At 64.6% G+C, this 25,206-nt stretch carries 23 protein-coding genes; 13 read left to right on the top strand and 10 right to left on the bottom strand.

The features are described 5' to 3' along the window. Positions 1 to 105 precede the first annotated feature (105 nt). The gene (galU, locus tag AC3FLX_RS04505; RefSeq protein WP_488694238.1) at positions 106 to 981 is read left to right on the top strand and encodes a UTP--glucose-1-phosphate uridylyltransferase GalU; all 876 of its coding nucleotides are present in this window, start codon (positions 106 to 108) and stop codon (positions 979 to 981) included. A gap of 71 nt (positions 982 to 1,052) precedes the next feature. On the opposite strand, the gene AC3FLX_RS04500 is transcribed toward galU, so the two are convergent. The 6 genes from AC3FLX_RS04500 to AC3FLX_RS04475 all read right to left on the bottom strand — a co-directional run bounded on the left by AC3FLX_RS04500 (position 1,053) and on the right by AC3FLX_RS04475 (position 5,354). Further along, complete coding sequence (locus AC3FLX_RS04500) at positions 1,053 to 1,280, bottom strand: sulfurtransferase TusA family protein (protein ID WP_008645216.1); 228 nt, start codon at positions 1,278 to 1,280, stop codon at positions 1,053 to 1,055. Positions 1,281 to 1,291: 11 nt separating this feature from the next. Beyond that, entirely contained in the window at positions 1,292 to 1,888 is a 597-nt protein-coding gene (locus AC3FLX_RS04495) for an NUDIX domain-containing protein (RefSeq protein ID WP_488694235.1), read from the bottom strand. Between the two features lie 55 nt (positions 1,889 to 1,943). Continuing rightward, complete coding sequence (locus AC3FLX_RS04490) at positions 1,944 to 2,972, bottom strand: threonine aldolase family protein (protein ID WP_488694710.1); 1,029 nt, start codon at positions 2,970 to 2,972, stop codon at positions 1,944 to 1,946. A gap of 72 nt (positions 2,973 to 3,044) precedes the next feature. Next, positions 3,045 to 3,233 carry a 4-oxalocrotonate tautomerase gene (locus AC3FLX_RS04485; RefSeq protein WP_066731596.1) on the bottom strand — a complete coding sequence of 63 codons (189 nt, stop codon included), beginning with the start codon at positions 3,231 to 3,233 and terminating at the stop codon, positions 3,045 to 3,047. Positions 3,234 to 3,259: 26 nt separating this feature from the next. Continuing rightward, entirely contained in the window at positions 3,260 to 4,033 is a 774-nt protein-coding gene (locus AC3FLX_RS04480; protein ID WP_488694234.1) for a class II aldolase/adducin family protein, read from the bottom strand. 88 nt (positions 4,034 to 4,121) lie between these two features. After that, a complete protein-coding gene (locus AC3FLX_RS04475) occupies positions 4,122 to 5,354 on the bottom strand; it encodes a YbfB/YjiJ family MFS transporter (RefSeq protein ID WP_488694232.1) in 1,233 nt (410 codons plus the stop codon). A gap of 142 nt (positions 5,355 to 5,496) precedes the next feature. Between AC3FLX_RS04475 and AC3FLX_RS04470 the strand changes: the two genes are divergently transcribed. The 4 genes from AC3FLX_RS04470 (at position 5,497) to AC3FLX_RS04455 (ending at position 9,040) form a co-directional block, all read left to right on the top strand. Further along, positions 5,497 to 6,396, top strand: a complete 900-nt coding sequence (locus AC3FLX_RS04470; RefSeq protein ID WP_488694230.1) for a LysR family transcriptional regulator — start codon at positions 5,497 to 5,499, stop codon at positions 6,394 to 6,396. Between the two features lie 86 nt (positions 6,397 to 6,482). Continuing rightward, entirely contained in the window at positions 6,483 to 7,925 is a 1,443-nt protein-coding gene (locus tag AC3FLX_RS04465; RefSeq protein WP_488694228.1) for an NfeD family protein, read from the top strand. A gap of 18 nt (positions 7,926 to 7,943) precedes the next feature. Beyond that, a complete protein-coding gene (locus AC3FLX_RS04460) occupies positions 7,944 to 8,699 on the top strand; it encodes a slipin family protein (protein WP_488694226.1) in 756 nt (251 codons plus the stop codon). Positions 8,700 to 8,902: 203 nt separating this feature from the next. Continuing rightward, positions 8,903 to 9,040 (top strand): hypothetical protein, encoded by a 138-nt coding sequence (locus AC3FLX_RS04455; RefSeq protein ID WP_488694224.1) that lies wholly within the window; start codon positions 8,903 to 8,905, stop codon positions 9,038 to 9,040. Positions 9,041 to 9,112: 72 nt separating this feature from the next. Here the strand turns inward: AC3FLX_RS04455 and alaS are convergent, their stop codons facing one another. Continuing rightward, on the bottom strand, positions 9,113 to 11,737 hold the full coding sequence (gene alaS, locus AC3FLX_RS04450; RefSeq protein WP_488694223.1) for an alanine--tRNA ligase: 2,625 nt from the start codon (positions 11,735 to 11,737) through the stop codon (positions 9,113 to 9,115). 252 nt (positions 11,738 to 11,989) lie between these two features. Between alaS and AC3FLX_RS04445 the strand changes: the two genes are divergently transcribed. The 3 genes from AC3FLX_RS04445 (at position 11,990) to AC3FLX_RS04435 (ending at position 14,831) form a co-directional block, all read left to right on the top strand. Next, a complete protein-coding gene (locus tag AC3FLX_RS04445; RefSeq protein WP_488694222.1) occupies positions 11,990 to 13,210 on the top strand; it encodes a CaiB/BaiF CoA transferase family protein in 1,221 nt (406 codons plus the stop codon). A 90-nt stretch (positions 13,211 to 13,300) separates the two neighbouring features. Then, positions 13,301 to 13,756, top strand: coding sequence for a DUF2214 family protein (locus AC3FLX_RS04440; RefSeq protein WP_488694220.1), 456 nt, complete (start codon positions 13,301 to 13,303; stop codon positions 13,754 to 13,756). A gap of 76 nt (positions 13,757 to 13,832) precedes the next feature. Next, positions 13,833 to 14,831 (top strand): tripartite tricarboxylate transporter substrate binding protein, encoded by a 999-nt coding sequence (locus AC3FLX_RS04435; protein WP_488694218.1) that lies wholly within the window; start codon positions 13,833 to 13,835, stop codon positions 14,829 to 14,831. On the opposite strand, the gene AC3FLX_RS04430 is transcribed toward AC3FLX_RS04435, so the two are convergent. Next, on the bottom strand, positions 14,803 to 16,611 hold the full coding sequence (locus AC3FLX_RS04430; RefSeq protein ID WP_488694216.1) for a potassium/proton antiporter: 1,809 nt from the start codon (positions 16,609 to 16,611) through the stop codon (positions 14,803 to 14,805). The genes AC3FLX_RS04435 and AC3FLX_RS04430 overlap by 29 nt on opposite strands. Before the next feature lie 344 nt (positions 16,612 to 16,955). Between AC3FLX_RS04430 and AC3FLX_RS04425 the strand changes: the two genes are divergently transcribed. Together AC3FLX_RS04425 and AC3FLX_RS04420 are read left to right on the top strand one after the other, a co-directional pair. Continuing rightward, positions 16,956 to 17,417, top strand: a complete 462-nt coding sequence (locus AC3FLX_RS04425) for a tripartite tricarboxylate transporter TctB family protein (RefSeq protein ID WP_488694215.1) — start codon at positions 16,956 to 16,958, stop codon at positions 17,415 to 17,417. 13 nt (positions 17,418 to 17,430) lie between these two features. Then, complete coding sequence (locus AC3FLX_RS04420) at positions 17,431 to 18,933, top strand: tripartite tricarboxylate transporter permease (protein WP_488694213.1); 1,503 nt, start codon at positions 17,431 to 17,433, stop codon at positions 18,931 to 18,933. A 65-nt stretch (positions 18,934 to 18,998) separates the two neighbouring features. Here the strand turns inward: AC3FLX_RS04420 and AC3FLX_RS04415 are convergent, their stop codons facing one another. Further along, positions 18,999 to 19,883, bottom strand: coding sequence for a LysR substrate-binding domain-containing protein (locus tag AC3FLX_RS04415; protein WP_488694211.1), 885 nt, complete (start codon positions 19,881 to 19,883; stop codon positions 18,999 to 19,001). A 162-nt stretch (positions 19,884 to 20,045) separates the two neighbouring features. On the opposite strand from AC3FLX_RS04415, the gene AC3FLX_RS04410 reads away from it, so the two are divergent. Both AC3FLX_RS04410 and ggt read left to right on the top strand, forming a co-directional pair. Continuing rightward, the gene (locus AC3FLX_RS04410) at positions 20,046 to 21,023 is read left to right on the top strand and encodes a Bug family tripartite tricarboxylate transporter substrate binding protein (protein WP_488694209.1); all 978 of its coding nucleotides are present in this window, start codon (positions 20,046 to 20,048) and stop codon (positions 21,021 to 21,023) included. A gap of 168 nt (positions 21,024 to 21,191) precedes the next feature. Further along, positions 21,192 to 22,817, top strand: coding sequence for a gamma-glutamyltransferase (gene ggt, locus AC3FLX_RS04405; RefSeq protein WP_488694207.1), 1,626 nt, complete (start codon positions 21,192 to 21,194; stop codon positions 22,815 to 22,817). Positions 22,818 to 22,934: 117 nt separating this feature from the next. Here ggt and gltS read toward each other — a convergent pair whose 3' ends face one another. Continuing rightward, positions 22,935 to 24,128 carry a sodium/glutamate symporter gene (gene gltS / locus AC3FLX_RS04400; protein WP_488694206.1) on the bottom strand — a complete coding sequence of 398 codons (1,194 nt, stop codon included), beginning with the start codon at positions 24,126 to 24,128 and terminating at the stop codon, positions 22,935 to 22,937. 174 nt (positions 24,129 to 24,302) lie between these two features. Here gltS and AC3FLX_RS04395 point away from each other — a divergent pair, with 174 nt between their 5' ends. Further along, positions 24,303 to 25,163, top strand: coding sequence for a PhzF family phenazine biosynthesis protein (locus tag AC3FLX_RS04395; protein ID WP_488694205.1), 861 nt, complete (start codon positions 24,303 to 24,305; stop codon positions 25,161 to 25,163). Positions 25,164 to 25,206: the final 43 nt, after the last annotated feature.

Genomic DNA, 25,206 nt, shown 5'->3' with positions numbered 1-25,206 from the left:
TGACGACTTCGGGGCCGTCCGAGTGCCAAGCGTCGGACGGAGCCCGACAGACGGCACCCCTCCTCGTACGGCACGGTATTACACCAGATTGAAAAGGAAGCTGAAATGGAAAACCGCGTCACCAAGGCCGTCTTTCCCGTTGCAGGGCTAGGCACCCGCTTCTTGCCCGCCACCAAGGCGAGTCCCAAGGAAATGCTGCCGGTGGTGGACAAGCCGCTGATCCAGTACGCCGTGGAAGAAGCCATCGCCGCAGGCATCAACGAAATGATCTTCGTCACGGGCCGCTCCAAGCGCGCCATCGAGGACCATTTCGACAAGGCCTACGAACTGGAAATGGAGCTTGAAGCCAAGAACAAGCAGGCACTGCTTGACGTCGTTCGCTCAATCAAGCCCAAGAACGTGGAATGCTTCTACGTGCGCCAGCCCGAGGCACTGGGCCTGGGCCACGCGGTGCTGTGCGCCGCGCGACTGGTTGGCGACGCACCGTTCGCCGTGATGCTGGCCGATGACTTGCTGGACGGCGAAGACGACGAACCGGTGATGAAGCAGATGGTGGACATCTATAACCACTACAATTGCTCGGTGCTCGGTGTCGAGGAAATCTCGCCCGAACAGAGCCGGTCGTACGGCGTGGTCGATGGCCGCGAATGGGATGAGCGCGTGATCAAGATGTCCGGCATCATCGAGAAGCCGGCGCCTGAAAACGCACCGTCGAACCTGGGCGTGGTAGGCCGTTACATCCTGACGCCGCGCATCTTCGAACACATTCGCCAGCTCAAGCCGGGCGCGGGCGGTGAGTTCCAACTCACCGATGCAATCCAGGCGATGCTGGATCAGGAACAGGTGCTGGCGTACCGCTACAAGGGCGTGCGCTACGACTGCGGCAGCAAGCTCGGTTATCTGAAGGCCACCGTGGAATTCGCACTCAAGCACCCGGAAGTGCGCGACGAATTCAGCTCGTATCTCGCTCAGCGCGGCTGATTCGCGCGCTGTCACGACTGGAAACAAAAAACCGCCTCTTCGGAGGCGGTTTTTTTATGCTCACGGCGCAATCAGCGGCGCTTCATGTAAAACACGAAGACCTTGTCCACTTCCGCATGCGACAGCAGTTCGTTGCCGGTCTGCTTGGCGAAAGCCTGGAAGTCGCGCGTGGCGCCGGGGTCGGTGGCCAGCACCTTCAGCACTTCGCCGCTGGCCATGTCGGCGAGCGCCTTCTTGGTCCGCAGGATCGGCAGCGGGCAGTTCAGGCCGCGCGCGTCCACTTCTTTCTGGAAATCCATCCTCTCACCTTCTATTTCTGATTGATGCCGTATTGTAGCGAAGCAGCGACCAGGCTGAAGTCAGTCGGCCGGCGCGGGTCGGGGATGTCGTCCCCGGTAGCGCGATCGAAAAACCGAACCGGCAGGCCCCTGCGTTCCAGGAAATCGGCCACGGCAAACCCGGTGCCGGCATTCCAGATCCGCATCTTTTCCGGCGCCACGAGCTTGTACTCGACAAGCTCCTCGGACAGCCGGATATCCCCTTCGGCCCGCACGTGATACGCAATGATCAGCTCGTTCTTGCGCATGAACTCGTAGACACCGATCAGCGACGCCGACACGGCGTCCAGGTTGGTCTCTTCCTTCAGCTCGCGCGCCACGCCCAGTTCCGGCGTTTCGTCGCGCTCCATGAACCCGGTAACCAGCGCGAACATCTTCTCAGGCCACGCGGCATTGCGCGCCAGCAGCAGTTTTCCTTCGTACTCGACCACGGCCGCCAGTACCGGCAACGGATTGTCCCAATGCACGAAGCCGCAGCCGTCCTGCACGCAGGCATGACGAAAGCGCCCGGACATGGGCAGGTGTTCCAGCTCCGCACCGCATTGGGGGCAGAATCGATAGGGTTGCATCGTGGGGCTCCTGGGACTTTCTGGTTATCGTCTTTCTGGAAATTCTCGGCCGATGTCAGGTGCAGGCAGCGCGGATATCGGCGGCAAAGGCTTCGACCGTTTCGGGCTGCAGGTCCCACGCGCACATCAGACGGCAACCGCCCGCGCCGATGAACGTGTAGAACAACCAGCCCTTGGCCCGCAGCGCGTCGATAGCCGGCAGCGGCAGTTCGGCGAACACCGCATTGGCCTCGGTCGGGAACATGATGCGCACGCCGGGGATATCGGCAATGCGCTGTTGCAGCAGCGTGGCCATCGCATTGGCATGACGCCCATTCTTGAGCCACACATCGTTTTCGAGCATGCCAAGCCAAGGCGCCGAGATAAACCGCATCTTCGACGCCAGATGACCGGCCTGCTTGACCCGGTACGCAAAATCTTCGGCCAGCCGGCGGTCGAAAAACACCACCGCCTCGCCCACGGGCAGGCCGTTCTTGGTGCCGCCGAAGCACAGCACGTCCACACCAGCACGCCACGTGATCTCGGACGGATGCACACCCAGCGAGGCCACCGCATTGGCAAATCGGGCGCCATCCATGTGCACGCGCAACTGGCGCCGCTTGGCGATGGCCGCAATCGCGCGCACTTCGTCCACCGTGTACACCGTGCCCACTTCCGTGGCCTGCGTCAGCGACACCACGCGCGGCTTTGGATAGTGGATGTCGGACCGGCGCGTTACCAGCGACTCCACGGCATCGGGCGTCAGCTTGCCGTTCTCGCCAGCCGCGGTCAGCAGCTTTGAACCGTTCGAGAAAAACTGCGGCGCGCCGCACTCGTCGGTTTCGATATGGGCCAGTTCGTGACAGATCACCGAATGGTATGACTGGCACAGCGATGACAGCGCCAGAGAGTTGGCCGCCGTGCCGTTGAAGACGAAGAAGACTTCGCAATCGGTCTGGAACAGGTCGCGGATGCGATCGCAAACCTTCTGCGTCCAGCTGTCGTCGCCATAGGCCTTCTCATGCCCGGTGGCATTGGCCTCAAGAAAGTACTTCAGCGACTCCGGGCAAAAGCCGGCGTAGTTGTCGGACGCAAACTGCTGCATGGCGGAAACTGCGGTGGTCATCTGGTCGAACCTTGCTGGGTGTTGTCTGTTCGCGCGTGCTATCGCTTTGCGTTACTTCTTGTCGAGCCAGAGCTCACCACCGGTAGCCCAGTTCTCGCGCTTGATGTCGGTGATGATGATGTCGACGGCCCCGGCCGAGCAGCCAAGCGTATCGCACGTGACGCGCGTGATTTCCTCGACGAACTTGCGCTTCTGCTCGACGGTGCGGCCTTCGAACATCTCTACATGAAACGTGGGCATTGCATGACTCCTTCGGATGTTGTTTTTCAGTCTTTGTAAGCGGGATCGATTTTATCGAGTCGGCGCAGCAGCGCGGGCCATTCCATCACACCCTCGATGGCACCGTTGTCGAACAGCTGCAGCGACGTCTTGTCCGCGATGGCCGGCGCCGGCTGTACGGTCGCGCTGCCGAGCTGGGCGCCCAACTGGATCTCGCAGGCCTTGATCAGCGTGGCCATCAGCACATAAGCCTCCGCTACGGTGCGGCCCACTGTCAGCGTGCCGTGGTTGCGCAGCAGCATGGCGGGATGGTCACCGAGCGATGCCGTCAGGCGCGCGCCTTCGGCTGGAGAGAAGGCCAGACCTTCATAGTCGTGATAGGCCATGCGGCCGTGGAAGCGCATCGCATGTTGCGACAGCGGCAGCAGCCCTTCGGCCTGCGCGGAGACGGCAATGCCGGCGGTGTTATGCAGGTGCATCACGCAATGCGCGTCGGCGCGCGCGGCATGCACCGCCGCGTGCAGCGCGAAGCCGGTGACGTTCACCGGATGCACGGTCTCGCCCACCACTTCGCCACGGCCGTTGATCTTGACCAGGTCCGACGCACGAATCTCGTCGAAGGCGAAACCGAACGGATTGATCAGGAAATGATCCGGCTCACCGGGCACGGTGGCGGAGATGTGGGTGTAGATCAGGTCGTCCCAGCGTTCCAGCGCTGCCAGCCGATAGGCGGCTGCCAGGTCCACGCGCACGCGCGCTTCCTCCGGACTGATGGGCCAGGTCGGGCCGGCGGCACGCCCTGGCTGCAAGGCAAAAGACATGGGGCTTTGGCTTTCGCGCCGCCCTGCAGCGCCGGCGCGAATGCGGCCAGGTCGAGTGAGCGGCGAAGCCGATACTGTAGCGCAGTCGCTAGCGGGGCGTGTGTCCGCCCGCCGGCCATGTGCGCCACATCCACAGGTAGATCACCGCGCCAGCCAGCAGCGCCAGCGCGGCCACGCCCAGGGAGGCGGCAAAGCCGCCCGTGCGCGCCACCAGCGCCGTTGCAAGCGGCGGTCCGGCAATCTGGCCGATGGCATACGCGGCCGTCATCAGGCCGATCAGTTTCGATGCTCGCGTACCCCACAGGCGGCGTGCCTCGCGCATCGCAAACGACACCAGCGCCGTGAACGGCAACCCCACCAGCAAGCTGCTCAACGCAAAGCCAGTCACGGTGGGCCACAGCGCCGCCACGCCCACGCCCGCCGCCTGCAGCGTGTACAGCACCATCATCATGCGCCGGTTGTCGTGATGCATGCCGACGCGCGTCGCCAGCCATGCACCCACCGCCACGCCAGCGCCGAGGATCGGCCAGAACAGGTCGGCCCAGACGGTGCCCGGCATCGCGTGCCGGGCAATGACCGGCAGGAACGTGGCCGTGATGATGTAGCCAAACCCGGCCAGCCCATAAGCGAGCGTCAACGCCCAGGTTTCCAGATCCAGGCGCGGCGTCGGGGGCGTCCCGTTCGCCGCCGCATGGCCGGTGGCATGCTGCGCCGCCGGGGCTGGCGACCCATAGACACGCCATACGGGCACCAGCAACAGCAACCCGAGGACGGCAAACGTGATCCATCCCCAGGTGGCCTGCCATTGCGCGGCCACCATGCCAAAGGCTGAAAGGCCGGTCACGACGATGCCAATGCCTGGGCCGCAAAACATGAGGCCGCCCAGTGTGGGGTGCCCCAGCTCGGCCAGGCGTTGCATGCACCAGGCCGTGCCGTAGACCATTACCAGCGCGCTGGCGATGCCGGCCACCGTGCGCCATGCCAGCCAGGCCGGCATGCCGCCAGGCAGCGCCATTGCGAGCGTGAGAACAACCGTCAACGCCAGCGCGCCGCGCACCATCCGCACCGGGTCTGGCCGAATGAACAGGCACAGCACCGCGCCCACCAGGTAACCGATGTAGTTCATCGTGGCCAGCGCGCCGCCCTCGGCCAGCGTCAGCGTGCCGTCGTGCAACATCATCGGCAGCAACGGCGTGAACGCGAAACGGCCAATCCCCATTGCCAGGGCAAGCGAGACCAATCCGGCCAGCGCCACGGCCAGCGGACCAGCCGTGTCCCGGCCGGCCTGTGCGGCGGAAGCCTCAGCGTTGACCAGGGGCATAGGGAGAAAAGGAAACGGATCGGAGCGTCATCGGGGGCGACTGGAGAATTCTTGCGTTGTTGACTATGCTATGCGCGAACGATCCATCACGAAAAATGAATAATTAAGATGAGACCCATCTTGATTCGAGGGGATAACGCAAATGGACCTGGCCGCACTTGAGATTTTCCGCACGGTGGTGGAAGCCGGCGGCATCACGCGGGCGGCTGAGCGCCTCCATCGCGTGCAATCGAACGTGACCACCCGGATTCGACAGCTCGAACAATCGCTCGGCGTCGAATTGTTTGTCCGCGACGGGCGCCGCATCGTGCTGACGCCGGCCGGCCAGACGCTGTTCGATTACGCCTGCCGCATCCTGCAGTTGTCCGAGGAGGCGCGTCACGCGGTGCAGCCTGCCCACCCGCACGGCCGGCTGCGGATCGCGTCGATGGAAAGCACGGCCGCCAGCCGCCTTCCCAACATCCTGGCCGCCTATCACCAGCAGTGGCCAGACGTGGAGCTGGAACTGGTGACGCTGATCACCGGCAAGGCGCTCGACGCGGTGCGCCGCTTCGAGGTGGACTGCGCCTTCGTGGCCGAGCCGCTGGGTGACCCGGATCTGGCAAGCCTGCCGGCGTTCGAGGAGGAACTGGTGATCGTATCGAGCACCAGCCACCCGCCGATCCGCACACCGGACGATATCGCGCGCGCCACGCTGCTGGCCTTCGAGAGCGGGTGCAACTACCGCACGCGCCTGGAACGATGGATTGGCCAGTGCGGCCGGAGCGCCAACCGCGTCATCCAGCTCGGTTCGTATCACGCCATCGTGACCTGCGCCGCCGCGGGCATCGGCGTGGGCATCGTGCCGCGATCGGTGCTGGGGCTCTACCGCAACCTGCCGCGGATCGGCATTCATCCGCTGGGCGAAACGGGGCGCGTGACCACCGTGCTGGCGTGGCATCCGTCGATGGGCGGCGCGGCCCTGTCTGCGCTGGCGGGCATGCTCGCCGCCGTGCCGGCCGATGGGCCAGGTACGCTCGACGACACACGCGCGGCGGCCTGAGAACGCGCATCGCCATGCAGGATGTGCCCGGTCGCCTACACTGAAAGTGGCGCGGCCACGGCATCCACGGCGGGCCGCGCCCCGCCATGACATATGCATTTGCGTCGCATCGGCAGCTTCATGCCGGACCCTGGGCGCACTGGCTGGCGCTAGCCTGCGTGAGCCTGGCATTGCTTGCCATCCCGGGCGTGCTCGCCCAAACGCCGGCACAACCGCCGGCCGCATCCGCACCAGCGGCCTCCCCCATCTATGTCATTCCCGTGCAGGGAGCCATCGGCCCGGCCAGCGCCAGTTTCGCCGTGCGCGGCATGGAGCGGGCCCGCAAGCAAGGCGCGCAGCTGATCGTGCTGCAAATGGACACGCCGGGTGGACTCGACAAATCGATGCGTGACATCATCCAGGCCATCCTGGCATCGCCGGTGCCGGTGGCCACCTATGTCTATCCGGGCGGCGCCCGGGCCGCCAGTGCCGGCACCTACATCCTCTACGCGAGCCATATCGCCGCAATGGCGCCCGGCACGAACCTCGGCGCCGCAAGCCCGGTAGCCATCGGCATCGGCGGCCCCAAGCCAGAGGCCGGCCCCGCGCCGGCGTCGGCGCCCGCCAGCGCGCCGGCCGCTGAAGACACGATGACGCGCAAGCAGATGCACGACGCCTCGGCCTATATCCGCGGACTGGCGCAGTTGCGGCACCGCAATGCCGAATGGGGCGAACGGGCGGTGCGCGAAGCGGTCAGCCTGTCCGCCGACGAAGCCGTGGCGCAGAAGGTGGCGGACATCGTCGCCGCCGATCTGCCCACCCTGCTGCAGCAACTGGACGGCAAGCAGTACACCGCGGCGGGCGCGGTGCGCACGCTGCACACATCGGGCGCGCCGATCGTCACGCTGGAGCCTGACTGGCGCAGCCGCCTGCTGGCGGTCATCACCGATCCCAGCGTGGCCTTGATCCTGATGATGATCGGCATCTATGGACTGATCTTCGAATTCTCCACGCCGGGAATGGTGGTGCCGGGCATCGTCGGCGCGATATGTCTGCTGCTTGGCCTGTTCGCGCTACAGATGCTGCCCGTCAACTACGCCGGACTGGCGCTGATCGCTTTTGGCGTGGCATGCATGGTGGCGGAACTGTTCCTGCCGACATTCGGCGCCGTGGGCATCGGCGGCATCATTGCGTTCGCGTTTGGGGCCGTGATGCTGATCGATACCGACGTGCCCGGCTTTGGCGTGCCGCTGTCGCTGATCGCCGGACTGTGCGGCATTTCGGCGGTGTTTCTGTTCGGCATGTCCACGCTGCTGTTACGCGCGCGCCGACGGCCGGTGGTCAGCGGCGCCGACACACTGGTGGGTAGCGTCGGGGTGGTGGTCGACCATGTCGAACATGGCGACGGCAATCCCGCCGATGGCTGGGCGATGGTACGCGGCGAGCAATGGCGCATCCACAGCAATCGCCCGCTCGCGCGCGGCCAACCGGTCCGCGTGACCGGGCGCCACGGCCTGGTGCTCGACGTCACCTCGATTCACGATGCCTGACACAACAAGGAGCCCAACATGGCATTCGGATTCAGCTTCGGCGGACTGATCTTCCTGCTCGTCCTGCTGGTGGTATCCGCGTTTCGCGTGCTGCGCGAATACGAGCGCGGCGTCGTATTCATGCTGGGCCGCTTCTGGCGCGTCAAGGGGCCGGGCCTGGTGCTGATCATCCCGGCCGTGCAGCAGATGGTGCGCGTGGACCTGCGCACCGTGGTGCTCGACGTGCCGCCACAGGACGTGATTTCGCACGACAACGTGTCGGTCAAGGTCAATGCCGTGGTGTACTTCCGCGTGGTGGACCCGGAGCGCGCGATCATCCAGGTGGCCAATTTCCTGGAAGCCACGAGCCAGCTGGCGCAGACCACACTGCGCGCGGTGCTGGGCAAGCACGAGCTCGACGAGATGCTGGCGGAGCGCGAGAAGCTCAACCTCGACATCCAGAAGGTGCTCGATTCGCAGACCGATGCATGGGGCATCAAGGTATCGAACGTCGAAATCAAGCACGTCGATATCAACGAGTCGATGGTGCGCGCGATTGCTCGCCAGGCCGAGGCGGAGCGCGAGCGCCGCGCCAAGATCATTCACGCCGAGGGCGAGCTGCAGGCATCGGAAAAGCTGCTGGAAGCCGCGCAGATGCTGGCGCGCCAGCCGCAGGCGATGCAGCTGCGCTATCTGCAGACGCTCACCCAGATCGCGGGCGACAAGAGTTCGACGATCGTGTTTCCGCTACCGATCGATATCGTGTCGGCCTTGACGGGGGGCGGAGGGAAGTAGATCCGGACTTCCACCCCGGGTCGGCACGATTGGCGCCACACCGCCGCCGGAGTTTCTTGCGCGCGGTTTCAGAACCGTCTCATTTGCACGGGGTGGCAGCGCACTTAGGATAGGCAATCCACTGCATTGCCTTGCGTATCCGTACGTCGTGCACCCGGCCACGACGTACCCCACTTCTCTTCATCACTGCAAAAGGAGACAACGTGCCGCGATTCATAAAACGCTTCCTGGACAAAACCCCACGGCACTGGAAGTTCCTGACGGCCGCTATGACGGCCTATTTCTGTTACCTGGTCTATTTGATGTACTCGGTGTTCTCGACCGCATCGAACCAGGCCTAGGACACGCACGGCACAAAAGAAAAGCGCCTGCATGGCAGGCGCTTTCCTCACGGCGACGTCAGGGTGTCGGTATCAAACCTTTGCCGATACCCACTCCGTCACACCAGCCAGTGCCTTCGGCAGACCCGTCGGATCGGTGCCGCCGGCCTGTGCCATGTCCGGACGGCCGCCGCCCTTGCCGCCAACCTGCTGGGCGACGAAGTTGACGAGTTCACCAGCCTTGACCTTCGACGTGGCGTCGGCGGTCACGCCGGCGATCAGGCTTACCTTGCCGTCGGCGACCGCGGCCAGCACGATGGCAGCGCTCTGCAGCTTGTCCTTGAGCTTGTCCATCGTTTCGCGCAGCGTCTTCACGTCGGCGCCTTCAAGCTGGGCAGCCAGAACCTTCAGGCCCTTGACGTCTACTGCCTGCGACACGAGTTCATCGCCTTGCGACGAAGCCAGCTTGCTCTTGAGCTTCTCAAGTTCCTTTTCCAGTGCACGGACCTGGTCCTGGACCTGGCCGATACGCGGCACCAGTTCCGACGGCTGGGCGCGCAGCGCGGCAGCCGCTTCGTTCAGGCGCGCGTCGAGCGACTGCAGGTAGTGCAGCGCGTTGTCGCCGGTGATGGCTTCCACGCGGCGGATGCCAGCAGCGACGCCAGCTTCCACGACGATCTTGAACAGGCCGATATCGCCGGTGCGTGTCACGTGAGTGCCACCACACAGTTCCTTCGAGGTGCCGATGGAAAGCACGCGCACATCATCGGCGTACTTCTCGCCGAACAGTGCCATTGCACCGCTCTTGACCGCATCGTCGAACGGCATGACGGCTGCCACGGTCGGAGCATTGGCCAGGATCTCGGCGTTGACGATTTCCTCGATCTGGCGGATCTGGTCGTCGGTCACCGGTGCGTTGTGCGAGAAGTCGAAGCGCGTCTTGTCGGGATCGACCAGCGAACCCTTCTGTTGCACGTGGCTGCCCAGCACTTCGCGCAGCGCCTTGTGCATCAGGTGGGTAGCCGAGTGGTTGCGCACCGTGCGTGCGCGACGGATCGCGTCGACCTGCGCCGCAACCTTGTCGCCCACCTTCAGCGCGCCGTTGGCCAGCGTGCCCTGGTGGCCGAACACATCGGCCTGGATCTTCGTGGTGTCGGCCACGGTGAAGACGGCGGCGCCCGCCACCAGCGTGCCCTGGTCGCCAACCTGGCCGCCGGACTCCGCGTAGAACGGCGTGTTGTCGAGCACGACCACGCCGGTCTGGCCCGGCTGCATCGTGTCGACCGATGCGCCATCGACGTACAGTGCCGCCACGCGAGCGCCTTCCATGCTCAGCGCGTCATAGCCGTGGAACACGGTCTTGTCGCCCGTGTATTCCAGGCCAGCGGCCATCTTGAACTTGCCCGCGGCACGCGCCTGTTCGCGCTGGCGCGTCATCGCCGCGTCGAACGCGGCTTCGTCCACCGTGATTTCCTGCTCGCGCGCCACGTCCTGCGTCAGGTCGAGCGGGAAGCCGAACGTGTCGTGCAGCTTGAACGCCAGTTCGCCGTCCAGCACCTTGCCGCCGCGCGTCTTCAGTTCGGCCACGGCGCTGTCCAGGATCGACATGCCGTTTTCGATCGTCTCGAAGAAGCGCTCTTCCTCGGCCTTGAGTACTTCCACCACGCGGCTCTGAGCTTCGGCCAGTTCCGGATAGGCTTCACCCATCTGCGCCACCAGGTCGCCCACGAGCTTGTGGAAGAACGGCGTCTTCTGGCCCAGCTTGTAGCCGTGGCGGATCGCGCGGCGCACGATACGGCGCAGCACATAGCCGCGGCCTTCGTTGCCGGGGATCACGCCATCGACGATCAGGAACGAGCATGCGCGGATATGGTCGGCGATGACCTTCAGCGAATTCTGGTTCAGGTTGTCGCAATGCGTTTCGCGCCCGGCGGCCTTGATCAGCGCCTGGAACAGATCGATCTCGTAGTTGCTGTGCACGTGCTGCAGCACGGCCGCAATACGCTCCAGGCCCATGCCGGTGTCCACGCACGGCTTCGGCAGGCGCGTCATATTGCCCTGCTCGTCGCGGTTGAACTGCATGAACACGAGGTTCCAGATCTCGATATAGCGGTCGCCGTCTTCCTCGGGCGATCCCGGCGGGCCGCCCCACACGTCCGGGCCGTGGTCGTAGAAGATTTCCGAGCACGGGCCGCAGGGGCCGGTATCGGCCATCTGCCAGAAGTTGTCCGATGCGTAGCGCGCGCCCTTGTTGTCGCCGATGCGCACAATGCGCTCGGTCGGCACGCCAACTTCCTTGGCCCAGATGTCGTAGGCCTCGTCATCTTCGGCGTACACGGTCACCCAGAGCTTTTCGGCCGGCAGCTGGTAGACCTTGGTCAGCAGCTCCCAGGCGTACTGGATGGCATCGCGCTTGAAGTAATCGCCGAACGAAAAATTGCCCAGCATTTCGAAGAACGTGTGGTGACGTGCGGTGTAACCCACATTCTCGAGGTCGTTGTGCTTGCCGCCGGCGCGGACCGAGCGTTGCGACGACGTGGCGCGCGAGTACGGGCGCTTGTCGGTGCCCAGGAACACGTCCTTGAACTGCACCATGCCCGAATTGGTGAACAGCAGCGTCGGGTCGTTCGCCGGCACCAGGCTGGACGAGCGGACCACGGTATGGTCCTTCGACTCGTAGAACTGCAGGAACTTGCTGCGAATGTCGGAGACTTTCATGTTGTATCGGGCGCCTCCCGCGTCGTGGCAGGGCGCAGTCAGTCAGGTTGGATTTGCAAACCGTTGATTATACGGGGAAGCCCCGTCCCGGGGCACTGGCGCGCCGTGCCCATGTTGGGCCGATGCACGGCCTGGCGCCGGTTGTCCGGTTATCGCCCACGGAACACCCGCCGGCGCCCCGCCCAGGTGCATCGGCATGTTGGGCGGGTGATAGAGTGCTGGCTCCTCAAGACCTGCCAGCCTTGTACCGCTATGGGAGCTTTAAGCCATCTTCGCGTCCTCGACCTGACCCGCGTGCTCGCGGGACCTTGGTGCGCCCAGAATCTTGCCGATTTCGGCGCCGACGTGATCAAGATCGAGCGGCCCGGCGCGGGCGACGACACGCGCATCTGGGGCCCGCCCTGGCTCAAGACGCCCGATGGCCGCGACACCGCCGAGGCCGCCTACTACCTGGCCGCCAACCGCAACAAGCGCTCGGTGACCTGCGACATCAGCACGCCGGAAGGCCAGCAGCTGGTGCGCGACCTGGCCGCGCAGAGCGACGTGGTACTGGAAAACTACAAGGTCGGCCAGCTCAAGAAGTATGGCCTCGATTACGAATCGCTCAAGGCGGTGAAGCCGGACATCATCTACTGCTCGGTCACCGGCTTTGGCCAGACCGGCCCGTACGCGCAGCGTCCCGGCTACGACTTCATCATCCAGGGCATGGGCGGCTTCATGAGCCTGACCGGCGAGCGCGACGACCTGCCCGGCGGCGGCCCGCAGAAGGCCGGCGTAGCGATTTCCGACCTGATGACCGGCCAGTACGCCACGATCGCCGTGCTGGCCGCGCTGGCCCACCGCGACCGCACGGGCGAAGGCCAGTACATCGACATGGCGTTGCTCGATGTGCAGGTGTCGATGCTGGCCAACATGAACACCAACTACCTGGCCAGCGGCCAGGCGCCCAAGCGCTGGGGCAACGCCCATCCGAACATCGTGCCCTATCAGACCTTCCACGCCGCGGACGGCTGGATCATCGTCGCGGTGGGCAATGACGGGCAGTTCCGCAAGTTTGTCACCGCCGGCGGCCGTCCCGAGCTGGCCGACGATCCGCGCTTTGCGACCAACCCGCAGCGCGTGGCGCACCGCGACGTGCTGGTGCCGATCCTGGCCGAGATGGTGGCCCCGCGCACCCGCGAGCAGTGGATTCTGGACCTTGAGCGCGCCGGCGTGCCCTGCGGCCCGATCAACACCCTCGACGAGGTGTTCGAGAACGAACAGGTGCTGGCGCGCGGCCTGCGCGTGGACCTGCCCCACCCAACGGGCGGCACGGTCAAGCTGGTGGGCAGCCCGATGAAGATGAGCGTCACGCCGCCCGAGGCGCTGCGCCACCCGCCGTTGCTCGGGGAGCACACCGATATGGTGCTGGACGAGACACTCGGCTACAGTGCCGAACACATCGCCGCCCTGCGCGCCAAGGGTGTGGTCTGACGTCGAGACCTGACCAGAACTTGACCGCGCCCGCCTCTGGCGGGCGTCGGGGCCGGTGATCATGACGTTTCCCCATTCCTAGGAGAATGCATGCTGACCGATGCCCTGCTCGCGTTCCTGCACTTCACGGCCATCTTCGTCCTGATTACGCTGATGGCCGCCGAAGCCGTGGTCCTGCGCCCGGACATGACCCCGGCCGCCGTACGCCGCCTGTCGCTGTACGACCTGTTCTACTTCCTCTCGGCGATGGCCACGCTTGCCACCGGCCTGCTGCGGCTGTTCTATGGCGCCAAGGGCATGGACTTCTACATCCATAACCCGTGGTTTCACGCCAAGATGACCGTTTTTGTCGTGATTGCGCTGTGCTCGCTGCCGCCCACGTTCGCGTTCGCCAACTGGCGCAAGCAGGCCAAGCGGCTGCCCGAATTCGTGCCCACGCCCGCCGAGATCAAGAAGGCCCGCCGCTGGGTCATGATCGAGGCCCACCTGGTTATCCTGCTGCCGCTGTGCGCCGTGATGATGGCGCGCGGCATCGGCATCCGCTGATTCGTCCGCCGTACATGAAGGCCGGGGCGCAACGTACGCGCCGGCCCACAGATTCCCGAAACACATCCACGCTGACATGCTGAAGACCCTGCTCACGGCCGTCCTGGCTGGCACCCTGGCCCTGACCGCCCCGGCGCATGCCGCCGCCGGCAACTGGCCAAACAAACCGATCCGATTCGTGGTGCCTTACCCCGCGGGCGGCCCCCTGGACACCGTGGCGCGCGCCATTGGCGAGAAGCTGCGCGACAGCCTGGGGCAACCCGTCGTGGTGGAAAACAAGTCCGGCGCCGGCGGCAACCTGGGCGCGGACTACGTGGCCAAGCAACCGGCCGACGGCTACACGATCGTGATGGGCGCCGTGGCCACCCACGCGATCAATCCGACGCTGTTCACGAAGATGCCTTACGACCCGGTCAAGGACTTCGCGCCAATCACGCTCGTGGCGGATGTGCCCAACGTTCTGGTCATGCATCCGGGCAAGGCCGCCGAGCTGCATATCAATAACGTGCGCGACCTCGTGGAATATGCGCGCAAGCACCCGGGCAAGCTCGACTACGCATCCGGTGGCAACGGCAGCGCGGGACACCTGTCCGGCGAGCTGTTCAAGAGCATGGCGCACGTCAGCATGGTCCACATTCCGTACAACGGCGCCTCGCCGGCACAGCTATCGGTGCTGTCGGGCCAGACCGACCTGATCTTCGATAACCTGGCGTCGGCATCGGCCAACATCAAGGCTGGCAAGCTCAAGGCGTTCGCCGTCACCACGGCGGGCCGCGCGGCCTCGTTCCCCGAACTGCCGACGATTGCGGAGGCCGGCAAGGGCCTGGGCCTGGAAGGCTTCGACATCTCCACGTGGTTTGGCGTCCTGGCTCCGGCCGGCACGCCGCGCGAAATCGTCGACCGGCTCAATCACGATATCGTGGCAATCCTGAAGACCGACGACATGAAGGCCCGCCTGGCACGCATCGGCGCACAGCCGGCGCCGACCACGCCGGAGCAGTTCGGCGCGCTGATCCAGCGTGAGCTGAAGAAGTACGGCCAGGTGGTCAAGGTTTCCGGCGCAAAGGTCGACTGACCGATCCACGCGCCTTGTCCCGCATACGCCAGAGACGGTCCTTGCCGTCCCTGGCGTCTTCCGCGGCATTGCGCGGCAGCAGCAGGCCCACCTGCACGATCTGCGGCCCCTCCATCCGCGTGACGGTCAGCCGCAGGCCGGCGATCTCCACCGCATCGCCCTCCACCGGCGGCGACGGAAAGACGGCCAGCATCGCTTCCTCCAGCGTCCGATCCTGCTCCTCCGGCTTCAGCGCGCGCGTGCCATAGAGCGCCGCCACGTCGGCAAGCCTGGCACGGGCATCCAGCAGAAAGTCGTGCGCCACCTGGTCCCACGCGGGCGGCGTGGCCGGCTTCAGGAACAGGCGCGACAGGCGCGGCATTGCCGGAGTGGGCGCGACGATCGATACGATGTCTCCCGCTCGCAGCACCACCTGGTCCAGCGGCACCATCGCACCCTCCCGCACTACCGTCACCAACCGGCTGCGCGCGGGTAATTCCACCTGGTCGGCGCGCAGGTCTTCCATTGGCGAATTGGCGGCCACCGCGAACTGCATCAATTCCATGCCCGGCGCGTGAACGCCGCGCAGACGCTCCCGCGACAGCGGTTCGTCGTAGGTCGGCCGCAGCACGCGCGCCAGTTGCGCGGCCAGCGCCACCGTGGTGCCCTGGCACAGCAGGCTGGCCAGCACCACGGCAAAGGCCACGCGAAACAGCAGGCCCGCGTCCTCCATGCCCTGCAGCAGCGGAAACAGCGACAGCACGATCGGCACCGCGCCGCGCAGGCCCATCCAGGCCAGAAAACCTTTTTCGCGGACGCTGAACCGAAACGGCAGCAGCGAGACGAAAACCGCCAGGGGCCGCGCCACGCACATCAGGAACGCGGCCACCGCCAGCGCCGGCCAGGCAATCTCCCAGATCCGGTGCGGCGTCACCAGCAAGCCCAGCAGCAGGAACATCGCCGACTGGGCCAGCCACGCCATGCCGTCCATCGCGCGCAGCGTGTCCTCGCTCACCGCACGGTCGCGGTTGCCGACGATCACCCCGGCCAGGTACACGGCCAGAAAGCCGCTGCCGCCGAATGACTGCACAATGGCCCAGATCATGCAGCCGGCGGAGCAGATCAGGATGGCCTGCAGCCCCTCGGCCACATTGATGCGCTCCATGATGTTGGCCATGCAATAACCGAGCCCCACCCCGAGCAGTCCGCCCACCCCAAACTGCACCACGAGCCTCAGCCCCAGCGCGCCGGGGGATAGACCCTGGGGCGCCGTGATCCATTCGATCAGCGTCAGCGTCAGAAAGATGGCCATCGGGTCGTTGATGCCCGATTCGATTTCGAGGACGCTGGCCACGCGGTCCTTGAGCCGGATGCCGCTGCTGTTGAGCAGCGAGAACACGGCCGCCGCATCGGTGGACCCGACGATGGCACCCAGCAGCAGCCCGAGCTTCCAGTCGAGACCGAGCATCCATGTTGCAAACAATCCCACCAGCACGGCGGTCAGCGCCACGCCGACGGTGGCCAGCGACAGCGACGGCTTCAGCGCCACCCGAAAGGTGGCAAAGCGCGTGCGCAAGCCGCCATCGAGCAGGATCACGGCCAGCGCAATGTTGCCTACCAGGAAGCTGAGCCAGGTATTGGAAAAGCGGATGCCGCCCGGCCCGTCCACGCCGGCAGCCATGCCCACGCCCAGGAAGACCAGCAGGAACGGCACGCCAAAACGCGCCGAGAACACCCCAAGCAGAATGCCCAGCGTCATCACCAGCGCGCCAATCAGGATGGCATGGTCGATGGCTTCCAAGCGCGCTCCTCTCGTGGTTCTTGTTCGGGGTTATCCGGTCATGCGAAAGCTTTCACGTCAGCTTTCGATCATAGGTTGCGGCAAGCCGCCGGTCTGTCCGCTTTCGTCCTGCCAGACACCAGTTCCGCACCGGCTTCCATCCGCGTATTCCCTGCAATTTCTCTTGCGTCGTCAACGACTTACCGAATCCTTTCAGACGTCTGCGTAGGGACATACCCTGAGGTTGCCACTTTATGCAGACATATGAAAGGTAGCTGAAAGGATGCGCTTTTACCTTCCACCCTGCCGCGATTGGGGAGCCTTTGTCGCGGCGATTTCAAAGAGTCATATCGAGGAGAATCATTTTGCGCATACGTAGCCAAAAGGACTTTGCCTCCGGCCTGATGTTTATTCTGGTCGGTCTGGGCTTTTCCTTCGTCGCCCGTGGCTATTCCATGGGAACAGCCGCCAAGATGGGACCGGGATACTTCCCGTTCTGGCTCGGCATCGTGCTCGCCCTGCTGGGCGCGCTGGTACTGTGGGGTTCGCTGTCTTCCAAGGCAGAACAAGATCACCTGGCCCGCTGGGACCTGAAGATCCTGCTGTGGATCCTGGGTGCCGTGGTGCTGTTTGGCCTGCTGCTCAAGCCGCTGGGCATGGTGCTGTCGGTCGTGGTACTGGTGCTGGTTTCCTCGATGGCCAGTCATGAATTCAGCTGGAAGGGTGCTGTCCTCAACGCGATCATCCTGGTGCTGATCAGCATGGGCGCATTCGTGTACGGCATTAACCTGCAGATGCCGGTGTGGCCGGCTTTCCTGGCAAGCTAAGGAGACGGCCCTCATGGAACTGTTAGCCAACCTCGGACTGGGCTTCTCGACCGCCCTGTCCTTCCAAAACATCGCCTACGCGTTTCTGGGCTGCGTGCTCGGTACGCTGATCGGCGTGCTGCCGGGCCTGGGCCCGCTGGCCACCATCGCGATGCTGCTGCCCGTGACCTACACGCTGCCCCCGGTGGCCGCGCTGATCATGCTGGCCGGTATCTACTACGGTGCCCAGTACGGTGGTTCCACCACCGCCATTCTGGTGAACCTGCCTGGTGAATCGTCGTCCGTGGTCACGACCATCGACGGCTACCAGATGGCACGGCGCGGCCGGGCTGGTGTGGCACTGGCCACCGCCGGTCTGGGTTCGTTCTTCGCCGGCTGCGTGGCCACGCTGATCCTGGCTGCCTTTGCTGCCCCGCTGTCGGAACTGGCGTTCAAGTTCGGTCCTGCCGAATACTTCTCGCTGATGATCCTGGGCCTGATCGGTGCCGTGGTGCTGGCTTCCGGCTCGCTGGTCAAGGCGATTTCGATGATCGTGCTGGGCCTGCTGCTAGGCCTGGTCGGTACCGACGTGAACTCGGGCGCGGCGCGCTTCTCGTTCGACGTACCTGAACTGACTGACGGTCTGAACTTCGTGTCGGTGGCAATGGGTGTGTTCGGCTTCGCGGAAATCATCGCGAACCTGGAACAGAAGGAAGCCCGCGAAACCTTCACGGACCACGTGACCAACCTGTTCCCGACCAAGGAAGACTTCAAGCGCATGATTCCGGCGGTGCTGCGTGGCACGGCGCTGGGTTCGGTGCTCGGTATTCTCCCGGGCGGCGGTGCGGCACTGGCTTCGTTTGCAGCGTACTCGCTGGAAAAGAAGACGTCGAAGTACTCGCATGAGTTCGGCAAGGGCGCCATCGAAGGCGTGGCAGGTCCGGAATCGGCAAACAACGCCGCCGCACAGACCTCGTTCATCCCGCTGCTGACGCTCGGTATTCCGCCCAACGCCGTGATGGCGCTGATGGTGGGTGCGATGACGATCCACAACATCCAGCCGGGTCCGCAGGTCATGACCAGCAACCCCGCGCTGTTCTGGGGCCTGATCGCCTCGATGTGGCTGGGCAACCTGATCCTGATCGTCCTGAACCTGCCGATGATCGGTATCTGGGTAAAGCTGCTGAAGGTGCCGTACCGTTACCTGTACCCGGCCATTCTGACGTTCTGCTGCATCGGCGTGTACTCGGTTCAGAACACCACGTTCGACGTGTTCCAGACCGCCGCCTTCGGCGTGATCGGCTACCTGTTCATCAAGCTCAAGTGCGAACCGGCTCCGCTGCTGCTGGGCTTCGTGCTGGGACCGATGATGGAAGAAAACTTCCGCCGCTCGCTGCTGCTGTCGCGTGGTGACTTCAGTGTGTTCGTGACGCGTCCGCTGTCGCTGGGCCTGCTGATTGCCGCTGCCGTCCTGGTGCTGATCGTGGCCATGCCGTCGATCAAGGCCAAGCGCGAAGAAGCGTTCCAGGAAGAGTAAGAACGTTTCATCGCAGTACAAAAAAGGGCGCCCTTGCGGCGCCCTTTTTCATTGCCGCGCGCGGCTCAGTCGCCAAACAGATCGGCGCAGGCAGCGCGAATCGCCTCGGTCACATGAACGCGGCCGTGGTCGCGCCGTTCCAGCATGCCGATGGTGCGCACCGTGGGTTCTCCGCCGGCCCGCAGCGGCAGGATGCGCAGCGCCTTGTCGTCGCGCCAGCGGGCACGCTTGAGCAGTGGCACCACGGTCACTCCCACTTCCTGCCGCACCAGCTCCACCAGCGCCTCGATCGAGTTCAACTCCAGGTATTCGTTGGTGCGAAGGTGCGCGCGGCGCAGGGCACGCTCCACCAGCGCTCCGGTGCGCTGGCTACGGTCGAAACGCAGGAACGGGTTGGCAGCAAGTGCCTGCCGCGCATCGTCGCCCTGGCTGCCACGGGCGGCAATCGCCACCAGCGGCTCGTCATAGAGCGGCGTCCAGTGCAGCGTGCCGGCCAGGCGAGCGGAGCCTTCCACCACGAACGCTGCATCGAGCTCTCCACTTTCCACCATTGCGGCCAATTCGAAAGACTTGGCGCCGATCAGCCTGACATCGAGCGCCGGATAGGTCCGCTTCATCTGCGCCACCACGTGCGAGAGACCGCCCATGACGGAGACCACCGCACCCACGGCCACGGCGCCAGCCATCGCTTCCGTGTCGGCCAGCGGCACGCGCATGTCGTCATAGAGCGACAGCAGGCGGCGGGCCTGGGGCAGCAGCGCACGCCCGTCGGCATTGAGTACGGCCACGCGGCCGCTGCGATCGAACAACTCGCGGCGCAGCTCCTCCTCCAGCGACCGCATCTGCAGGCTGACGGCCGCCTGCGTCACCGCCACCTGGCTGGCGGCAGCCGCAAAGGACCCGTGCTCGGCCACGGCCACGAAGGTTTTCAGGAAGCGAATCGTGCTCATTGTTGGTGCATGTTTCCGGGCTGCCGGCGGGGGCGCCGATCGACAATGTTTTCTTGTTAATCAAGCAAGGAATATTAACTTTCATTATGGACGCTGGCGCGGAATAATTTCAATTTCCTGCCGCAGTTCCACGACGTACCCATCCGTACCGGAGAAGCACAAATGAACCACTGGCTACGCCTTCTTGGCATTGGCCTTGCCACGAGCCTGACCCTTGCTGCCGCGCCGTCGCACGCCGACACATACCCGAGCAAGCCGATCCGCCTGATCGTGCCGTTCCCGGCCAGTGGCGCCACCGATCTGCTCGCGCGTGCGATTGCCCAGAAGGTCGGCCAGAACATGGGCCAGCAGCTCGTGGTGGACAACCGGCCAGGCGCCGGCGGCGCCATCGGCTCGGACATGGCTGCCAAGGCAGCTCCGGACGGTTACACGATCCTGATCGCTACCACGAGCACGCACTCGATCGGTCCGTTCATCAATACGCATCTGCCGTACAACACCGAGACCGATTTCACGCCGATCGGCCAGGTTGCCACGGCCACCAACGTGCTGGTGGTGCCGAACCAGCTGCCGGTCAAGAACGTCAAGGAACTGATCGACTACGCCAAGAAGCATCCGGGCGAATTGAACTATGCGTCGAGCGGCAACGGCACCGTGGTTCACCTGACCGCCGAGGCCTTCAAGGCCCAGGCCGGCGTGTTCATCACGCATATTCCGTATCGCGGCACCGCGCTGGCCGTGCCCGATCTGATTTCGAATAAGGTGCAGGTGCTGTTCGACAGCATCGTCTCGGGCATGCCGCATGTGAAGGATGGCAAGCTCAAGGCGCTGGCCGTGACCAGCCTCAAGCGCTCGCCGTTGGCGCCGGAACTGCCCACCGCCAGCGAATCGGGCCTGCCCGGCTTTGAATCGGATACCTGGTTCGGCATCTATGGCCCCAAGGGACTGCCGCCCGAAATCGTCAGCCGCCTGAATGCCGAGTTCAACAAGGCCATCCAGTCGCAGGACGTGAAGGACCGTCTGGCCAAGCTTGGCGCCGAACCGATCGGCGGCACGCCGGCCCAGTTTGCCGCGATGGTCAAGAAGGACAGCGCGCGCTGGGGCAAGCTGATCAAGGATCGCAAGATCCAGGTGGACTGATCGTCTCCACCGCGCGCTTTGGCTCCCCTCTCCTGCTGGAGAGAGCGCTTGGTGGATAGGGCGCGGCGGTTCAGACTCTGACAATGGCAGCCTGAGCCGTCCGCACTTTCCTCGCCCCTCCCCCGCCATGCGGCGGCAGGAGAAAACAGAAACACATCGAGACCGACCATGCAGAACTTCAACTGGACCAATCCGTATCCCACCGTGCGCATTCCGCTGTTTGCGCGCAACGTCGTGTCGACCTCGCACCCGCTGGCGGCGCAGGCTGGCCTGCGCATGCTGCTGAAGGGCGGCAATGCCGTGGACGCGGCGATCGCCGCCGCCGCGGCCATCACGCTGGTGGAACCGGTCTCTTGCGGCCTGGGCAGCGATGCCTTTGCCATCCTGTGGGACGGCAAGGAACTGCATGGCCTGAACTCGTCGGGCGTGGCACCTTCCGCCTGGAACACCGATTACTTCAAGAACAAGTACGGCGTGGATGGCAACGGCCTGGCCAACCGTCCGATCCGTGGCTGGGATTCCGTGACCGTGCCGGGCGTGGTCGCCGGCTGGGCGTCGCTGCATGAGCGCTTCGGCAAGCTGCCGTTCGAAGACCTGATGGAGCCGGCGATCGAGATCGCCGAGCGCGGCTACGCCGTGCCGCCGGTCGTCGCGCACAAGTGGGCGGCCGCCGTGCCAGACCTGAAAAACCAGCCCGGCTTTGCCGACACCTTCATGCCCAACGGCCGCTCGCCGCATGTGGGCGAGAAATTCACGTTCAAGGCGGCCGCCGACACGCTGCGCAAGATCGGCGCCACCAAGGGCCGCTCCTACTACGAAGGCGAGATCGCCGAGAAGATCGCCGCATTCAGCAAGGAATGCGGTGCCGCAATGACGCTGGACGACCTGCGCAACTATCGCCCTGACTGGGTGAAGCCGATCAGCAAGTCGTATCGCGGCTATGAAGTGCACGAGATTCCGCCGAATGGCCAGGGCATTGCCGCGCTGATGGCGCTGGGCATCCTGGATCAGTTCGACGTGGGCGCGCTGCCCGTGGATTCCGTCGATTCCCAGCATCTGCAGATCGAGGCGATGAAGCTGGCGTTTGCCGACCTGTACCGCTACGTGGCCGACCCGCGCAGCATGGAAGTCACGCCCGAACAGATGTTGGACGAGGCTTACCTGAAGTCGCGCGCCAAGCTGATCGACATGCAGCGTGCCACGCATTTCAACTTCGGCATGCCGCGCACGGGCGGCACGATCTATCTGACCGCCGCCGACGAGAACGGCATGATGATCTCGTTCATCCAGTCGAACTACATGGGCTTTGGCTCGGGCGTGGTGGTGCCGGGCACCGGCATCAGCCTGCAGAACCGTGGCGTGGGTTTCTCGATGGACCCGAAGTCGGCCAATGTGGTGGAAGGCGGCAAGCGCCCGTTCCACACGATCATCCCGGCCTTCCTGACCAAGGATGGCAAGCCGCAGATGAGCTTTGGCGTGATGGGCGGCGACATGCAGCCGCAGGGTCATCTTCAGACCGTGGTGCGCATGCTCGACTACAAGCAGCAGCCGCAGGCCGCGTGCTGCGCCCCGCGCTGGAAGGTCAACCGGGACTTCACACTGGACGTTGAAGGAACTATGGACCCGAACACCGTGGCCGGCCTCAAGGACCGCGGGCATCAGCTCAAGTCAGTGAACGACCCGTATATGGATTTCGGCTCGGGCCAGTTCATCTGGCGCCTGTCGGAAGACGCCGAGCAAGGCTATGTGGCGGCCAGCGACAGCCGCCGCGATGGTCAGGCCGTCGGCTTCTGAGTTCGCTCTATCGCGTTCCGTAGTACCGAAGTAGTACCGCAGTAAGCAGTACGAAGTCCTGTAAGGCGCCACGAATACACCCGTGGCGCCTTTTTACGTCCGCTGCCCGCAAGCCGGTCAGTGGATTGGCAGGCTCAGGAACAGCTTGATGACCACGGCGTTGACGATGTCGATGAAGAACGCCCCGACCATCGGCACAATCAGGAAGGCCAGGTGCGACGCGCCAAAGCGATCCGTGATGGCCTGCATGTTGGCGATTGCCGTGGGCGTCGCGCCCAGGCCAAAGCCGCAATGCCCCGCGGCCAGCACGGCGGCATCGTAGTTGCGGCCCATCACGCGGAATGTGACGAAGATCGCGTAAATCGCCATCGCCGCCGTTTGCAGCAGCAGGATCAGCAGCATCGGCAACGCCAGCGATGCCAGCTCCCACAACCGCAGGCTCATCAGCGCCATCGCCAGGAACATCGACAGGCTGACGTTACCGAGCACCGACAACGCGCGGTCGAATACCGTGTACCAGCCAAGCATTGCCAACCCATTGCGCAGCACCACGCCAACGAACAACACCCAGACAAAGGTCGGCAATTCCAGCCAGCTACCCTTGAACAGGTCCGCCAGCGCGTGGCCCGCGGTCAGGCAGACCAGGATCAGCGCCAGCGTCTCGATCAGCGCCGATGCCGTGATCTGGCGAACCGCCTGAGGACTCTCGAAGTTCAGTACCTGATCATCCGCGGTCACGCCGGGCTTTGCCACGTTGCGCAGCAGGTAGCGTGCCACCGGGCCGCCGATCAGTCCGCCGAGCACCAGGCCTAACGTTGCACACGCCACACCGAGTTCGGTGGCATAGGTCATGCCGAACTGCTCCACGAAGGTCTTGCCCCAGGCCGCGCTGGTTCCGTGCCCACCGGACAGTGAGATCGAACCCGCCAGCAGCCCGGTGGCCGGATGCAGACCCAGCGCGCTGGCCAGACCCACACCGATCGCATTCTGGATCACGAGCAGGCCTGCCACCGCGAACAAGAAGATGCCGATCGACTTGCCGCCCTGCTTGAGGCTGGCCAGATTGGCGCTCAGACCCAGCGACGCGAAGAAGGCCAGCATCAGCGGCGTCTGCGCGGATGTATCGAATTTGACCTGAACATCGGCCGCGAAGCGGGCCACAACCAGGCAAAGCGCAACCACCAGACCGCCGACCACTGGCTCGGGAATATTGAAGGTGCGTAACGGCGGCGTGACCTTTAGCAGCTTGCGCCCGACCAGCAGCACCAGCGATGCCGCGACGAGCGTTTCGTAATTATTCAGTTCTAGCATGGCAAGCACCGAGGAAAAAATTCCGATTCTTGGTGCGCGCCTGACAATCGCCAATCGCTGTCTACTGAAAAGCGAGGAACGCAACTGTTCTGCTCCACATGCGCGAAACTGTGCATGGCGTCCCTATGCTGCTTCCGTACACTGACCGTTTTCACTGATGCTCGCGGTACGACCATGACCACCTACGCATATCGAATCGTCAACGTCTTTGCCGAATCCACGTTCGGCGGCAATCCCCTTTGCGTATTCGAGGATGCGCGCGGCATGGACGATGCCACGATGCAGGCCCTGGCGCTGCAGTTCAACCTGTCGGAAACGACCTTCGTCTTTCCGTCGGACAACGCCAACGCCGCCGTGCGCATCTTCACGCCCGGCTACGAGATGCGGTTTGCCGGACATCCCACACTCGGCACCGCCCAGGTGGTGCGCGACCTGGCGAACACCCGGGATGCGTTGACGCTCGAATTCAAGGCGGGCGTCGTACCAGTGACCGCCACGGGCGACCGCTGGACGCTGACCGCGCCTCATCAGGGCGCACCAAAGACGGCGCCCGCCGGGCTGCCCGATGCCGACATGGCTTCACTGCTGGGCCTGCAGGCGGACGATCTGGCAGGCTCACCGATGTGGGTGGATACCGGCGCCGATCAGCTGCTGGTACCGCTGAAATCGCCCGATGCCGTACGTCGCGCCCAACCGGACAGCAGCCGCCTGGACCAGTGGCCGCAAAGCAGCCTGGGCCGCAAGACGGCGTACGTGTTCGCGTTTGATACCGAGCAGCCGGGCAAGGTGCTGGTTCGCTACTTCTTCACCAAGCAGGGTGGCGGCGTGGCCGAGGACCCGGGCACTGGCTCGGCCTGCGCCAACCTCGGCGGATGGCTGATTGCCACCGGACACGCACTGCCCGCGCGCTATGAGGTCGACCAGGGCGAATTTGTCGACCGTCGCTGCCGGCTGGACCTGGCCGTCACCGCCGAAGGCGCGATTCGCGTCGGCGGACGAGTGATCGAACTGGGCCGTGGCACGATCACGATCTGAAGCGTCCCGATTTTCGTAGTCTTGGCGATGTGCGTCATACTGG

It is taken from the genome of Cupriavidus sp. 291-E7 (assembly GCF_057798835.1).
Note: the sequence above shows the minus strand (reverse complement) of the source record. Positions and strands in the feature narration are given on the sequence as shown.